This window comes from Amycolatopsis keratiniphila (assembly GCF_000400635.2).
Classification (GTDB): Bacteria; Actinomycetota; Actinomycetes; order Mycobacteriales; family Pseudonocardiaceae; genus Amycolatopsis; species Amycolatopsis keratiniphila.
Genome location: NC_021252.1, coordinates 2,008,721 through 2,021,413 on the forward strand (window position 1 = coordinate 2,008,721; position 12,693 = coordinate 2,021,413).

Annotated in this window: 15 protein-coding genes; 7 read left to right on the forward strand and 8 right to left on the reverse strand. The window is 68.9% G+C overall.

Going from position 1 to position 12,693, the window contains the following annotated elements:
* Window positions 1–20: 20 nt before the first annotated feature.
* From ligD to AORI_RS50375, 5 genes are all read left to right on the forward strand, one after another.
* Complete coding sequence (ligD, locus tag AORI_RS50355) at window positions 21–938, forward strand: non-homologous end-joining DNA ligase (RefSeq protein WP_016332260.1); 918 nt, start codon at window positions 21–23, stop codon at window positions 936–938.
* A 60-nt stretch (window positions 939–998) separates the two neighbouring features.
* Window positions 999–1,268 (forward strand): hypothetical protein, encoded by a 270-nt coding sequence (locus tag AORI_RS50360; RefSeq protein ID WP_016332261.1) that lies wholly within the window; start codon window positions 999–1,001, stop codon window positions 1,266–1,268.
* A 114-nt stretch (window positions 1,269–1,382) separates the two neighbouring features.
* Complete coding sequence (locus tag AORI_RS50365) at window positions 1,383–1,916, forward strand: MarR family winged helix-turn-helix transcriptional regulator (protein WP_123798827.1); 534 nt, start codon at window positions 1,383–1,385, stop codon at window positions 1,914–1,916.
* Between the two features lie 79 nt (window positions 1,917–1,995).
* Window positions 1,996–3,360: a pyridoxal phosphate-dependent decarboxylase family protein gene (locus AORI_RS50370; protein ID WP_016332263.1), complete on the forward strand. Its 1,365-nt coding sequence runs from the start codon at window positions 1,996–1,998 to the stop codon at window positions 3,358–3,360.
* 32 nt (window positions 3,361–3,392) lie between these two features.
* Window positions 3,393–4,781, forward strand: a complete 1,389-nt coding sequence (locus AORI_RS50375) for an amino acid permease (protein WP_016332264.1) — start codon at window positions 3,393–3,395, stop codon at window positions 4,779–4,781.
* Here the strand turns inward: AORI_RS50375 and AORI_RS50380 are convergent.
* Together AORI_RS50380 and AORI_RS50385 are read right to left on the reverse strand one after the other, a co-directional pair.
* Window positions 4,759–5,733: an ROK family transcriptional regulator gene (locus AORI_RS50380; protein ID WP_016332265.1), complete on the reverse strand. Its 975-nt coding sequence runs from the start codon at window positions 5,731–5,733 to the stop codon at window positions 4,759–4,761. The genes AORI_RS50375 and AORI_RS50380 overlap by 23 nt on opposite strands.
* Before the next feature lie 8 nt (window positions 5,734–5,741).
* Entirely contained in the window at window positions 5,742–6,170 is a 429-nt protein-coding gene (locus AORI_RS50385) for a winged helix-turn-helix transcriptional regulator (protein WP_081809649.1), read from the reverse strand.
* Between the two features lie 49 nt (window positions 6,171–6,219).
* On the opposite strand from AORI_RS50385, the gene AORI_RS50390 reads away from it, so the two are divergent.
* Window positions 6,220–7,713, forward strand: coding sequence for an MFS transporter (locus AORI_RS50390; protein WP_016332267.1), 1,494 nt, complete (start codon window positions 6,220–6,222; stop codon window positions 7,711–7,713).
* Here the strand turns inward: AORI_RS50390 and AORI_RS50395 are convergent.
* From AORI_RS50395 to AORI_RS50410, 4 genes are all read right to left on the reverse strand, one after another.
* The gene (locus AORI_RS50395; protein ID WP_043847971.1) at window positions 7,653–8,117 is read right to left on the reverse strand and encodes an SRPBCC family protein; all 465 of its coding nucleotides are present in this window, start codon (window positions 8,115–8,117) and stop codon (window positions 7,653–7,655) included. The two genes, AORI_RS50390 and AORI_RS50395, sit on opposite strands and share 61 nt — an antisense overlap.
* Window positions 8,118–8,146: 29 nt before the next feature.
* Window positions 8,147–9,145, reverse strand: a complete 999-nt coding sequence (locus AORI_RS50400) for an aliphatic amidase (protein ID WP_016332268.1) — start codon at window positions 9,143–9,145, stop codon at window positions 8,147–8,149.
* A gap of 27 nt (window positions 9,146–9,172) precedes the next feature.
* Entirely contained in the window at window positions 9,173–9,682 is a 510-nt protein-coding gene (locus tag AORI_RS50405; protein WP_016332269.1) for an AmiS/UreI family transporter, read from the reverse strand.
* Between the two features lie 84 nt (window positions 9,683–9,766).
* The gene (locus AORI_RS50410; RefSeq protein ID WP_267283972.1) at window positions 9,767–10,843 is read right to left on the reverse strand and encodes a substrate-binding domain-containing protein; all 1,077 of its coding nucleotides are present in this window, start codon (window positions 10,841–10,843) and stop codon (window positions 9,767–9,769) included.
* 87 nt (window positions 10,844–10,930) lie between these two features.
* Between AORI_RS50410 and AORI_RS50415 the strand changes: the two genes are divergently transcribed.
* Complete coding sequence (locus tag AORI_RS50415; protein WP_016332271.1) at window positions 10,931–11,341, forward strand: MarR family transcriptional regulator; 411 nt, start codon at window positions 10,931–10,933, stop codon at window positions 11,339–11,341.
* A 3-nt stretch (window positions 11,342–11,344) separates the two neighbouring features.
* On the opposite strand, the gene AORI_RS50420 is transcribed toward AORI_RS50415, so the two are convergent.
* Both AORI_RS50420 and AORI_RS50425 read right to left on the reverse strand, forming a co-directional pair.
* Window positions 11,345–11,968, reverse strand: a complete 624-nt coding sequence (locus AORI_RS50420; RefSeq protein ID WP_016332272.1) for an MFS transporter — start codon at window positions 11,966–11,968, stop codon at window positions 11,345–11,347.
* Between the two features lie 9 nt (window positions 11,969–11,977).
* Window positions 11,978–12,460, reverse strand: coding sequence for a GNAT family N-acetyltransferase (locus AORI_RS50425; RefSeq protein ID WP_016332273.1), 483 nt, complete (start codon window positions 12,458–12,460; stop codon window positions 11,978–11,980).
* Between the last annotated feature and the right edge of the window lie 233 nt (window positions 12,461–12,693).

Sequence of the window (12,693 nt, forward strand, 5' to 3'; positions counted from 1 at the left end):
CGGTGATCTATCGTCGAAGGGTGCCTGAGGAGCGGATAACGGTCGAGGTCGAGGGTCGGCGGCTGGGGCTGTCCAATCTGGACAAGGTGCTCTATCCCGCGCACGGGTTCACCAAACGCGAGGTCCTCGATTACTACCGCCGGATAGCCCCGGTGATGCTCCCGCATCTGCGCGACCGAGCCGCCACCTTCCGCCGGTTCCCCGACGGGGTCGACGGCGAACCGTTCTACGAGAAGAACGTTTCCCGCCACGCGCCCGATTGGGTGCGCACCGCGCGGCTCACCAACCGCGGCCGCCGGGGCGGGGAGGAGACGCTCGACTACCCCGTCGTCGGCGATCTCCCGACGCTGATGTGGGCGGCCAATCTCGCCGCGCTGGAACTGCATGTTCCACAGTGGACGGTCGGCCCGCGCGGCGCGCGGAAATCCCCCGATCTGCTGGTGTTCGACCTCGATCCCGGACCGCCCGCGGACGTCGTCGACTGCTGCCGGGTGGCCGAGACGCTCAGCGACCTGCTCATCGGAGACGGTCTCACGGTGTACGCGAAGACCAGCGGCAACAAGGGAATGCAGTTGTACTGCCCGGTGCGCACGCGCTCCGACGAACGCACGTCCGAGTACGCCAAGGCCGTCGCGGAGGAACTCGCGCGCCGGTCACCGGAAACCATCGTCGCCAAGATGACGAAGGCCATCCGCCCAGGCCGTGTGTTCATCGACTGGAGCCAGAACAACACCGCCAAGACCACCATCGCGCCGTACTCGCTGCGCGGCCGCGCCATCCCGACCGTCTCCACGCCGGTGACCTGGGAGGAGGTCGAAGCCTGCCGCAAGGCCGCCGACCTGCTGTTCACCGCCGAACAAGTGCTCGAACGCGTCGAGGAGATGGGTGACCTGTTCGGGGACATCGCCGAGCACCGCGCGGCCGTTCCCCAACGGTGACCGGGCTCATGTTTGAACCGCGGCCGCCGGGAAAACCTCAGGTCAGAGGAGTGACCCCGAATGACCGAACACACCAAAGATCCCGAAGGCTGGTCAGCGCGAGCCCTGGCCATGCTGCGAGCCGTGGCACAGGGCAGGGCCGAGATGACCGTCAGCCTGGAGCCCGATCTCTACGTCGACGGCCTGCCGTGCAGTGACCAGAGCACGGCCCACCGACTGGCCCACGCCGGGCTGATCCGGCCCCCCGGCGGCGTTCCCGGCAGCCGGGTACCCGCGGAATTGTCCGAAACAGGACAGGATCTGCTGGAGCCCTTGGCGCCCGCCGCTTAGCGAAGAGCAACCCGGAAAGACCACTGTGGACTCCCGCCCGTTCCGCATACGATCTGCGGAGCGGGTGCGCGGGGGTGCGTGCCCACCGGGCTGGTGCCTCCGGGGCCGGTGAGGATGTGGCTGTTGACCGGGTATCACACGCTGGCCGAGACCGAGAACGCCGTCCGGGCCAAACTGGGCGGTATCCCGCTGCTGTGGGAGCGGATGGAGGCGGTGGCCAACCTCCACCGCGCCGCGACCGCGGTCCGGCTGCATTTCGAGAACTCGGTACTGCGCACCGCGGGCCTCACCTGGACCGCGTTCGTGGTGCTCTGGGTGGTGTGGATCTTCGGCGAGAAGGAGACCAGGCACGTCGCCGCGGAATCCGGGATCACCAAGGGGACGCTGACCGGGGTGATGAAGACCTTAGAGGCGCACGGCCTGGTCACCCGGCGCAAACACCCCGTCGACGGACGGCTGGTGCTGCTCGCGCTGACCCCGGAGGGCGAGCGGCTGATGCGGGAGCTCTTCCCCGAGTTCAACCAGGAGGAAGCGTTCGTCACCGAACGGCTCAGCTCCGAGAAGTGCACCGAGCTGGCCGCTTCACTGAGGGAGATCGTCCGGCAGCTGGAGGAGAAGGGCGAAGAACGGCGGACCCGGGGAAGCTGACCCCTACCGAAGACGGTTGCGCGAAACCTCCGGCGACTCCTACGTTTTTTGGAGCCGAACGAAGCGAAGGGCGCCCTTGATGGACTTCCGGTACTGGCTCGGTCAGGCGTTGACGTCGAACGAGGCGTGGGCGGAGACGTTCACCCCCGTCCGGCCGCATCCGTCGCTGGAGATCTCCGACGGGCGGTTCGAGACGGCGTTCGAGGAGCTCACCGAGCGGTTGAAGGACAACTACCCGTTCTTCCACCCGTCCTACGCCGGCCAGATGCTCAAACCGCCGCATCCGGCCGCCGTGGTCGGCTACCTGACCGCGATGCTGGTCAACCCCAACAACCACGCGCTCGACGGCGGCCCCGCGACGGCCGAGATGGAACGCGAGGTCGTCCAGGCCCTGGCCACGATGTTCGGCTACACCGAGCATCTGGGGCATCTGACCACCAGTGGCACGATCGCGAACCTCGAGGCCCTGTTCGTCGCGCGGGAAACGCATCCCGGCAAGGGCATCGCGTACAGCGCCGAGGCGCACTACACGCACGGCCGGATGTGCGGCGTCCTCGGCGTCGAGGGGCACACGGTACCCGTCGACGCGCGCGGCGCGATGGACCTCGACGCGCTCGAAAAGCTGCTGCGCACCGGGAAGATCGGCACCGTCGTCCTCACCGCCGGGACGACCGCGCTCGGCACGGTGGAGCCGATCCACGAGGCGCTGGCACTGCGCGAGCGCTACGGCGTCCGGGTGCACGTCGACGCCGCCTACGGGGGATTCTTCCGGCTTCTGTCCGGTTTGGACGGTCCGGAAGGGCTGCCCGAAGCCCCGTGGCACGCCATCGCCGAGGCCGACTCGATCGTCATCGACCCGCACAAGCACGGCCTCCAGCCCTACGGCTGCGGCGCGGTGCTGTTCTCCGACCCCGCGGTGGGCCGGTTCTTCCTGCACGATTCGCCGTACACCTACTTCACCTCGGAAGAGCTGCATCTCGGCGAGATCAGCCTCGAATGCTCCCGGGCGGGCGCGGCCGCCGCCGCGTTGTGGCTCACCTTCCGCGTCCTGCCGCCCACCCCCGACGGACTGGGCAAGGTGCTCGCGGCCGGGCGCCGCGCGGCGTTGCGGTGGGCGAAGCTGCTGGAGGACTCCGAGCGGTTCGACCTGTACCAGCCACCGGAACTCGACATCGTCACCTACTTCCCCCGCACGGAGCCGCTTTCGCTGTCGAGGATCGACGAGGAGAGCGCGCGGATCCTGCGCACCGGAATGGCGGCTGCCAGGGAGCCGGTGTTCCTCAGCACGCTGCGGATCGGCGAGGCGCAGTTCGGTCTGCGTCACACCGGGGTCGACGCGGATGCGGACGGCGCGAGGATCCTGCGTAGCGTGCTGATGAAGCCCGAAAGCGAGGACCACGTCGACCGGCTGCACGAGCGGCTGGAAGAGTTGTCCCGCGGTTGAGCTCGCCAGTACCGCAGACGAATGGATCCGCCATGCCCGCACCAGGTCCCGCCGAACCCGTGACCGCGATCGAGACGAAATCGCTCGGAAACGGGTTCCGGCGGCGGCACGTCACCATGCTGGCCATCAGCGGGGCGATCGGCGCCGGGCTGTTCGTCGGCACCGGCGCGGGGATCAAGACCGCGGGCCCCGGCATCCTGCTGTCCTATGTGGTCGCGGGCCTGCTCATGGTGCTCGTGATGCGCATGCTGGGCGAGATGGCGGCCGCCGAGCCGAGCAGCGGCTCGTTCTCGGTGTACGCGGAGAAGGCGCTCGGCCGCTGGGCCGGGTTCACCGTCGGCTGGCTGTACTGGTCGCTGCTGGTGGTCGTGGTCGCCGCCGAGGCGACCGCGGCCGCGGCGATCGCGAACGAGCTGCTGCCCCAGGTTCCACAGTGGACCTGGGTGCTGCTGTTCATGGCGGTGCTGACCGTGGTGAACCTGTTCGCCGTGCGCTCGTTCGGGGAGTTCGAGTTCTGGTTCGGCGCGATCAAGGTGACCGCCGTGGTCGCCTTCCTCGTACTCGGCACCCTCGCGGTGTTCGGGGTCCTGCCGGGCACGACGCCGGTCGGGCTGAGCAATCTCACCGGACACGGCGGTTTCCTGCCCAACGGCCTCCAAGGGGTGCTGACCGGCCTGCTCGCGGTCGCGTTCTCCTTCGGCGGCATGGAACTGGTGACCATCGCGGCGGCGGAGTCCGACGACCCGGCGGGTTCGATCCGCCGCACCACGCGCACGGTCATCGTGCGGCTGCTGCTGTTCTACATCGGTTCCGTGGCACTGATGGTGCTGTTGCTGCCGTGGGAATCCGCTTCGGCCAACACCAGCCCCTTCGTCACCATCCTGGAGAAGGTCGGGGTGCCGTCGGCGGCGCTGCTGATGAGTTTCGTCGTGCTGACCTCGTTGCTCTCGGCGCTCAACGCGAACCTCTACGGTGCCTCGCGGATGGTGTTCTCCTTGGCCGAACGCGGTGAAGCGCCGCGCGCGATGCTGAAACTGTCCGGCACGGGTGTCCCGCGGACGGCGGTGCTCGCTTCGGTGGCCTTCGGTTTCGTGGCCGTATTGCTGAACTTCCTCGCCCCCGAACACGTGCTTCCGTTCCTGCTCAACGCCATCGGGGCGAACATCCTGCTGGTCTGGATCTTCGTCGCCGTCTCCCAGCTGCGGCTGCGGAAGGCGGCGGAACGTGACGGCACGGCCGCCGACCTGCCGGTGCGGATGTGGGGTTTCCCGTGGCTCAGCTGGGTCGCGCTGCTCGCGATGGCGGGCGTCCTCGTTCTCATGTGGACGGACGCCGACGCGCGGACGCAGCTGTTCACCAGCGGTGCGGTGGCCGTGCTGATCGTGGCGATCAGCCTGCTCAGGCGACGTCCGCGACGCTGAACAGTTCGCGCTCGACCCGGCTCAGCGCCAGCCGGACCGCGCCGAGCGCGACCGCGTCCTCGCCGAGCGCCGACGTTTCGACGCGCACCGGGAACAGCGCCAGACGGGCCAGTTCGGCGCGCAGCGGCACCGTCAGCGGGTCCTCGGCGCCGCCGATCACCACCAGCTCCGGGTCGACGGCGATGATCGTGGCGGCGACGAGCTCGAGGAACCCGCCCGCCTGCCGCAGGGCGCCGATCTCGCCCGCCGCCCCGTGGTGGCCGGCGTGCAGCTTCCCGCCGAGCAGCAGGCCCAGCGAGACGGCGGGTCCGGCCCGCACGTAGACGACGTCGTCGAGGCCGTGCGCGGCGCCGCGCCAGTGTTCGGCCAGCGTCGCGAGTTCGGTGTCGTTGCCTGCCAGCACCGGGCAGCCGCCGCCGAACTCCGCCGGCAGGTCGACGCCGGTCCAGCCGGGAAGCCGGTAGTTGTGGACGACCTTGCCGCCGGACACCACACCGGTGGTGCCGACACCGAGTATCCGCAGGTTGGCATGGCCTTCGGCGGCCGCGCCGAGCACCCGGTGCGCGGCGCCGAGCCGGTCGGCGGCGGCCGTTTCCGGGGTGAGCCCGGCCCGCGCCCGTCCGACGACGTCGCCACGCAGGTCGGCGACCAGGCACAACGCCTGATGCGGGCCGATCTCGAGGCCGGCGACGTGCCCGGACTCCTGGCGGAACCGGTACCGCTTGGCTGGTCTGCCCCGCGGCCGCGGCGCGCCGGGGGAGAGCGGGACCTCCTCGACCAAGCCCTGTTCGCCGAGGTCCGCGGCGATCTCCTCGACGGTCGGCCGGGAGACCTCGCTCGCCTTGACCAGTTCCGCGAGGGTGAGCTCCTCGGCCGCGTACAGCGCGCGCAGGACGGCGATGGCGTTGAGCCGCCGCAGCAGTGACGGATCCCCTCCGGACAGCCTGGCCATGCGACTCCCTAGGCGGTGACGCGTTTGTCGTACTGGGCGCGCGCGAGGGCGATTTCGCTCTGGTGGTCCTCGGTCCAGGTGACCAGCGACTGGATGGTCTTGTGCAGCGTCATGCCCAGCGGCGTCAGCGCGTACTCGACCCGGGGCGGCACCACCGGATAGACGGTCCGGCTCACCAGCCCGTCGCGTTCCAGATGCCGCAGCGTGGTGGTGAGCATGCGCTGGCTGATGCCGTCGATCTTGTACTTGAGCTCGGTGAACCGCAGGGTGTTGCGGTCCAGCAGGGCGATCACCAGGAGCGACCACTTGTCCGCCACCCGGTCCAGGATCTGGCGGACCTCGCAGTCCTCGCGCGTGTCCCACTGGAAGGCCTCGTAGTCCTCCTCGGTGAGTTCACAACGACTAGGTGAGTTCAAAGTGCCTTCTTCCATGGTCATCGATGGTGACGGAAGATCCCCTTGGTTACAAGAGGGAACCGACCGGCCGATGGGTAACCGTCGGTTCCCGTTCACCGAGGGAGATCCGATCTTGAGCAACTCGCAAACGCTTCCGCGTGCCGACCGGATGGGCGGGCGGGCCTGGGGCGTGCTCGTAGTGCTGTGCGGCGCCATCTTCCTGGAGGGCATCGACGTCGCGATGCTGAACGTGGCGCTGCCGTCCATCCGGGCCGAACTCGGCCTGTCGACCGCGACGCTGAGCGGCGTGGTGAGCGCCTACGTGCTCGGCTACGGCGGGTTCATGCTGCTGGGCGGGCGCGCCGCCGACCTGTACGGCCGCCGCCGCATGTTCGTCGGCTGGCTGGTGGTGTTCCTCGTCTTCTCCGGGCTGGGCGGCTTCGCCACCGAAGGCTGGATGCTGCTGCTCGCCCGGTTCGTCACCGGCGTCGCCGCGGCCTTCATGACCCCGGCGGGCCTGTCCATCATCACCACGAGCTTCGAAGAGGGCCCGAAGCGCAACAAGGCCCTGCTGTTCTACGCCGGCACCGGGGCGGGCGGCTTCTCGCTCGGCCTCGTCATCGGCGGCCTGCTGACCAGGATCGACTGGCGCTGGGTGTTCTTCACCCCGGTGATCCTGTCCGCGGTCATCCTGCTCGCCGCGCTCTGGCTCATCAAGGAACCCGCCCGTGAGGAACGCGGGCCGCGTCGCCTCGACCTCGCCGGAGCGGTCACCGTCACGGCGGCGATGCTGCTGATCGCCTACGCGGTGGTCCGGCTGGAACACCCCGGGCAGGGCTGGGGCTGGACCGTCGCCTCGTTCGCCGGGGGAGTGGCCGCGCTGGTGGCCTTCGTGTCCGTCGAACGCCGCTCGCCCGCGCCGCTGGTGCGGCTGGGCATCCTGAAGTCGGGGCCGCTGGTGCGGGCGAACGTCAGCGCGCTGCTGTTCGCGGGCTCGTTCTTCGGCTTCCAGTTCCTGGTCACGCTGTACCTGCAGGAACTGCGGGGCTGGTCGACGGTGGAGACGAGCCTGGCGCTGCTGGCGGTCGGGATCGACGCGATCCTCGCGCCGACGCTCACCCCGCGGCTGGTGGCGAGGTTCGGCAACACGCGGCTGATCTTCGGCGGGCTCGTGCTCGCGGCCGTGTCCTACGCGCTCTTCCTGCCGTTGGGCCTGGACTGGACGTACGCGGCGATGTTCCCGTCGATGATCATCCTGGGTCTCGGCTTCGCGCTCGCCTACGGTCCGCTGACGATCGTCGCCACCGACGGGATCGCCGAGAACGAACAGGGGCTCGCGGGCGGTCTGCTGTACACGGCGTTCCAGTTCGGCGCGGCGCTCGGGCTTTCCGTGGTGACCGCCGTCAACGTCGCCGTCCTCGGCACGGGTGGTTCGCCGGAGGCGGCGCTCGGCGGGTTCCGGGCGGCGCTGGTCGTGCCGCTGGTGATGGCCGTGCTCGCCGCGATCGTCATCGCGGCCGGCCGTCAGCGAGTCTCGGCGAAGGAAGCCAGGTTGGCCAGCGAGGAGGCGATCCCGGCCTCGTGATCGGCCTGGCCGATGCCGGACGGCACGTCCGTCGCGGTGACGGTCACTTCGGTGCCGTCACCCGCGGCGGCCAGGTCCCAGGTCATCGTCATGGTGCCCGCGAACGCCGGGTCTTCGGATGCGAAGACGGCCTGCTGCACCACACGTTTCGCGGGAACCAGGTCGGCGAACCCGACCTCGACGACGTCCGTCGCGTCCGACGATTTGCCGGGCGCGGCGGACGCGTCGAGGTAGGTGAGGGTCATCCGGAAACCGCCGCCGGGCCGCGGATCCCAGTGCTCGATCCGGCCTCGCATGCCTTCGGGCGGCAGCCAGGCTTCGAGGGACTCCCGGTCGAGGAGTGCCTGGTAGACGGTCTCGGGCGGGGCGGCGATCGTCCGGCTGCCGCTGTCGATCCTGGCCATGGCGCCGAGTCTAGGGCGCGCTGTCCTCGTCAGGGATGCCGCGGAGTGATGGTGTCGCGGGTGATCGACTCCACCTTCTCCTGCGCCTTCTTGGCGTCGGTGACCCAGAGCTTGTAGAAGTCGAACGGGCAGTCCGCCACGCCCTTGTCGCCTTCGTCCGCGTCCTGCACGCCGGTGTACCCGCGGTGCAGCAGCTTGAAGATGTGGTTCTGCGACTGGTCGTAGGTCCGCGCGTCGCGGATCGCCGAAACCGAAAGCTGCGCGTACTGGATCCCGTATTCCTCTTCGCCGGTCTCGCCGAGCGTGCGCCCGTCGAAACCGATGATCGCGGAATGACCGAAGTAGGAGTACACGCCGTCGAAACCGGCGGCGTTCGCGACGGCGACGTAACAGTTGTTGGCCCACGCCATCGCCTTGGCCATCAGGATCTGCTGTTCCTTGGCCGGGTACATGTAGCCCTGGCAGCGCACGATCAGTTCGGCGCCCTTCATCGCGCAGTCGCGCCAGATCTCCGGGTAGTTCCCGTCGTCGCAGATGATCAGCGAGATCTTCATGCCCTTGGGCCCGTCGCTGACGTAGGTGTCCTCGCCGGGGTACCAGCCTTCGATCGGGCACCAGGGCAGGATCTTGCGGTATTTCTGGACGATCTCGCCTCGGTCGTTGATGAGCACGAGCGTGTTGTACGGCGGCTTGTCCGGGTGGTCCTCGTGCCGCTCTCCGGTGATCGAGAAGACGCCCCACGTCTGAGCTTCGCGGCACGCGGCGGCGAAGATCTCGGTCTCCTCGCCGGGAATCGTCGCGGCGGTCTCGTACATTTCCTTCGGGTCGTACATGATGCCCTGCGTCGAGTACTCCGGGAACACCACGAGGTCCATGCCGGGAAGGCCGGATTTCATGCCCACCACCATTTCGGCGATCTTGCGGGCGTTGGCGAGGACTTCGGCCTTGGTGTGCAGCCGCGGCATCTTGTAGTTGACCACCGCGACGCCGACCGTGTCCGGGCTGGCGGAAATGTCACCGTGTCGCATGAGGACTCCTTTTCTCGGAACGGTTTTTCAGGACGGGTAAACGCCGGTGAGGCCGAGGAAGGCGGGCACCGTGCACGTGGGCTGGCTGAGCAGCAGGGCGGTCCAGCCGGTGAGCCGCGTCAGATGCTCCTTTCCCAGGCCGAGGACCAGGAAGAACAAGGTCCACAGCAGTGCCCAGGACAGCCAGATGACGCCGAACACCGGATCGCCGTCGTGCCAGAAGGCGATTCCCGCGTACACCACGGCGGCACCCGCCACGAAGAGCGAGAACCAGCCGATCCCTTCGGGTGCGAGGCCCGCGAGGTTCGCGATGCCGACGTACAGATAGGTGAAACCGAACAGGTACAGGCCGGAGGCGGCGAGGATCGCGTCCCGGTCGCCGCCCGCCTGCACGATCAGCACGGTCGGGGTGACGCATTGGAGCGCGCCGACGAACAGGTTCAGCACCGCCGCCGACCGCGGCGGTATCCGGCCGAGCAGCATCAGGCCGTTGATCATCAGAGCGGCGCCGACGTAGAGCAGGCCCACGTCGCCCATGCTCACCTCCGCGTAATCGACGTCACATGGAATAATTTCAAATGAAAGTATGTGGTGTGCCGGGGCGAGTCAAGAGGTGCTTGCTCAGAGCCGGGTGAGGACTTCGAAGTCGTAACCGTCGGCGACCGCGAGATGGACGTGCTGATCGGCCTGCTGCCCGCGGAATTCGATCGTGCCGCGCGGGCCGTGATAGGCGACGCCGTCGATCGCCGCGTTGAGCGCGGGAAGCTCCGGCGTCCCCGCCCGGCGGACGAGCTCCGCGAGCGTATGCAGCCCCTCGTAACAGGATTCGGCGGCGTTGTTCAGGGCCGGGGCGCCGGGACCGTTGCGGTCGACGTAGCGGCCGAGCAGGTCCATCGCGTCGGCGGTGACCATGGAACGGAAGTAGGCGGCGGAGACGTAGAGGTTGCCGGTGGCGTTCGCGCCGCTCGCCAGGAGCATGTTCTCCTCCATCAGCGGGCTGAACCGGACCAGCCGGTCGCTGAGCCCGTGCGCGGCGAAGGCGCGGTTGAACCGCACCGCGTCCTGTCCGACCAGCAACATGAGCACACCGTCGCTTGTGGACTGTTCGATCCCACGGACCACTGTGGACATGTCACCGGCGCCGAGCCCGACGAACGCCTCTCCGGTGATGCGCAGATCGAGATCCTTGGCGTACTGCCGGATCGCGCGGGTCGAACGGTGCGGCCAGACGTAGTCGTCGCCGACGACGAACCAGCGGCGGGTGCCGAGGTGATCACGCAGCCAGCGCAGCGCCGGTTCGATCTGGCAGCGCGGTGTCTCGCCCGTGCAGAAGATGCCCGAGCGGCGCTCGCCGCCTTCGTAGAGCGACGTGTACACGTACGGGATCCTGTCGGCCACGACCGGCGCGAGCGCGTGCCGGATCGACGAGATGTGCCAGCCGCTCACCGCGTCGACCCGCCCGCTGTCGACGAGACGCCGCAGATCGCCCGCCACTTGCGCGGGGGTGCCGCCGCCGTCGACGACCTCGGCCTCGACCTGGCGGCCGAGGATGCCGCCGGATTCGTTGAGCTCGTGGACGGCCAGCTCCGTGATCGCCTCGCACGACGGGCCGAACAGCCCGGCGGGCCCCTGCAACGGGACCACCATGGCCACACGCCAGGTGTCGTCGCGGGGCCGGGTGGCGAGGCGTAGGGGCATGGCGCTCCGTGCGGTGGCCCGGTAAGGTCAAAGTGCTTTCACCTGGAAGTATTGCGAGGGTGTCCGGTTTTGGCAAGGGGACGGGATATGGGGACACGCGGCGTCACGACCGCCGGAACGTCGCTCACCGGCTCGCTCACCCGCGCCGCCCGTGCCGTCGCCGCCCGGGTCGAGCAGGTGCTCGCCAAGGAAGGCCTCACCCTGGACCAGTGGCTGGTGCTGGACGCGCTGAGCGGCAAGGGCGGTCTCGCCATGGCCGACCTCGCCGACCGGACGCTCGCCACCGCCCCGACGCTGACCAGGGTGGTCGACAAGCTGGTCACCACCGCGCAGGCCTACCGCGAGGTCGATGCCGCCGACAGACGTCGCGTGCTCGTCCACCTCAGCGCCCGTGGCCGCGCGACGTACCGCCGCGTCGCCGCGAAGGTGGCGGAAGTGGAAGCCGGCCTCGACGTGCCGGACGACGTGCTCACGGCCCTCCGGGAGCTCGGCGCCTGAAAGTCAGGCGTGCGGCAGGGGTTTCGGCTTGGCCAGCGTGACGATGCCGAGCACCCCGGCGACCACGAGCGCGAGCAGGACGAACAGCGCGGCCACCACGTACACCACGCGGAAACCGGTGGCGTCCGAAAGCAGGCCGCCGAGGACCGGTGCGATCGCCAAGGCGAGCACACCGAGACCGGCCGCCACCCCGGCCGCGACGCCGCGACCGGTCTGGAGCCGTCGGATCAGCGCGACGGTCACGCCGAGGACGGCGCCCGCGCCGAGCCCGTTCAGCACCCGGCCGACCAGGAGCAGGCCACTGCCCGGGACGAAGGCGACCAAGAGGACGCCCATGAGCATCAGGACGAGCGCGGGCACGGTCACCGACGTCGGGAAGCGCGCGCCGAGCAGCAGGCCCGCGGGGAAGGCGATCGCGGCCGCGACGAGATACGAGACGAGACCGTTCAGCAGTAGCGCTTGGCCGGACATGCCGAGATCGATTCGCAGGGGAGACTCGCCGTCGAAGCGGTAGATCACGGTGAGCAGGAACAGTCCGATGAGCGCGGCGAACCCCGGCCCGATGACGAGCCACCACGGCTGCCCGGTCGGACGTGGGTCGTGCTGTGTCGGCGTCGGCACGTACATGCGCACAACCTATAGCGCCCGGCCTTCGTCGAGAACCCGAGCCAAAAGCATGGTCGCCGGGCCGAATCCCGCTCGCCGGTAAAAGGGCACCGACCGTTCGGTGGGAGACAGGACGATACGATCGCAACCGCATACGCGCGCGTGTGCGGTTGCCGCGTCGACCAGAGCGGACCCTATCTCCCGGTCGCGGTGCGTGGCGAGCACGAAAGCGTTGCCCAGGTAGGCCCATCGAGTGGCGGGGATGCCGGGCCGCGGCATTCGTTCGATCAGGGCGAGGTTCACCATACCGACGGCCTCACCGTCGAGTTCGGCCAAGAACGCCGATCGGCGCGATGCTTCGGCGGCGTACCACCCGGCGAAGCGCTCTTCGAAACCGTCGTCGTCGACCGGCTGTCCCGCTTGCTCTTCCGTCCATGCTCGCCGCAGCGCCGCCAGTGCCGGCACGTCGTGCTCGCCGGCTTGCCGGATCGACACCGTGTGCGAAGACGTCATGACCTGATCTTGGCATGGTGCGAAGGTCCCGGTCCCGGTGACAGGCCGATCACCAGGATCAGCGGCGATCACCACGCTTTTGCCGGGTTGACGGTGATGAGGTCGCGCGTAGCGTGGATGGCGAGGCCTTTTTGTCATTTATCTGCGTCAGGTCGTCAAAGGTAACTGTGGGGGTACCTGTTGCTCTGCCATTGTCGCGATAAGCCGCCTGCATGTCCCTTGTCGCACTCGAC

What these genes read in the sequence shown, in the direction of transcription:
- AORI_RS50360 (WP_016332261.1), top strand. Translation starts at nt 999, where the DNA reads ATGACCGAACACACCAAAGATCCCGAAGGCTGGTCAGCGCGAGCCCTG.
- AORI_RS50365 (WP_123798827.1), top strand. Translation starts at nt 1,383, where the DNA reads ATGTGGCTGTTGACCGGGTATCACACGCTGGCCGAGACCGAGAACGCC.
- AORI_RS50370 (WP_016332263.1), top strand. Translation starts at nt 1,996, where the DNA reads ATGGACTTCCGGTACTGGCTCGGTCAGGCGTTGACGTCGAACGAGGCG.
- AORI_RS50375 (WP_016332264.1), top strand. Translation starts at nt 3,393, where the DNA reads ATGCCCGCACCAGGTCCCGCCGAACCCGTGACCGCGATCGAGACGAAA.
- AORI_RS50380 (WP_016332265.1), bottom strand. Translation starts at nt 5,733, where the DNA reads ATGGCCAGGCTGTCCGGAGGGGATCCGTCACTGCTGCGGCGGCTCAAC.
- AORI_RS50385 (WP_081809649.1), bottom strand. Translation starts at nt 6,170, where the DNA reads ATGACCATGGAAGAAGGCACTTTGAACTCACCTAGTCGTTGTGAACTC.
- AORI_RS50390 (WP_016332267.1), top strand. Translation starts at nt 6,220, where the DNA reads ATGGGTAACCGTCGGTTCCCGTTCACCGAGGGAGATCCGATCTTGAGC.
- AORI_RS50395 (WP_043847971.1), bottom strand. Translation starts at nt 8,117, where the DNA reads ATGGCCAGGATCGACAGCGGCAGCCGGACGATCGCCGCCCCGCCCGAG.
- AORI_RS50400 (WP_016332268.1), bottom strand. Translation starts at nt 9,145, where the DNA reads ATGCGACACGGTGACATTTCCGCCAGCCCGGACACGGTCGGCGTCGCG.
- AORI_RS50405 (WP_016332269.1), bottom strand. Translation starts at nt 9,682, where the DNA reads ATGGGCGACGTGGGCCTGCTCTACGTCGGCGCCGCTCTGATGATCAAC.
- AORI_RS50410 (WP_267283972.1), bottom strand. Translation starts at nt 10,843, where the DNA reads ATGCCCCTACGCCTCGCCACCCGGCCCCGCGACGACACCTGGCGTGTG.
- AORI_RS50415 (WP_016332271.1), top strand. Translation starts at nt 10,931, where the DNA reads ATGGGGACACGCGGCGTCACGACCGCCGGAACGTCGCTCACCGGCTCG.
- AORI_RS50420 (WP_016332272.1), bottom strand. Translation starts at nt 11,968, where the DNA reads ATGTACGTGCCGACGCCGACACAGCACGACCCACGTCCGACCGGGCAG.
- AORI_RS50425 (WP_016332273.1), bottom strand. Translation starts at nt 12,460, where the DNA reads ATGACGTCTTCGCACACGGTGTCGATCCGGCAAGCCGGCGAGCACGAC.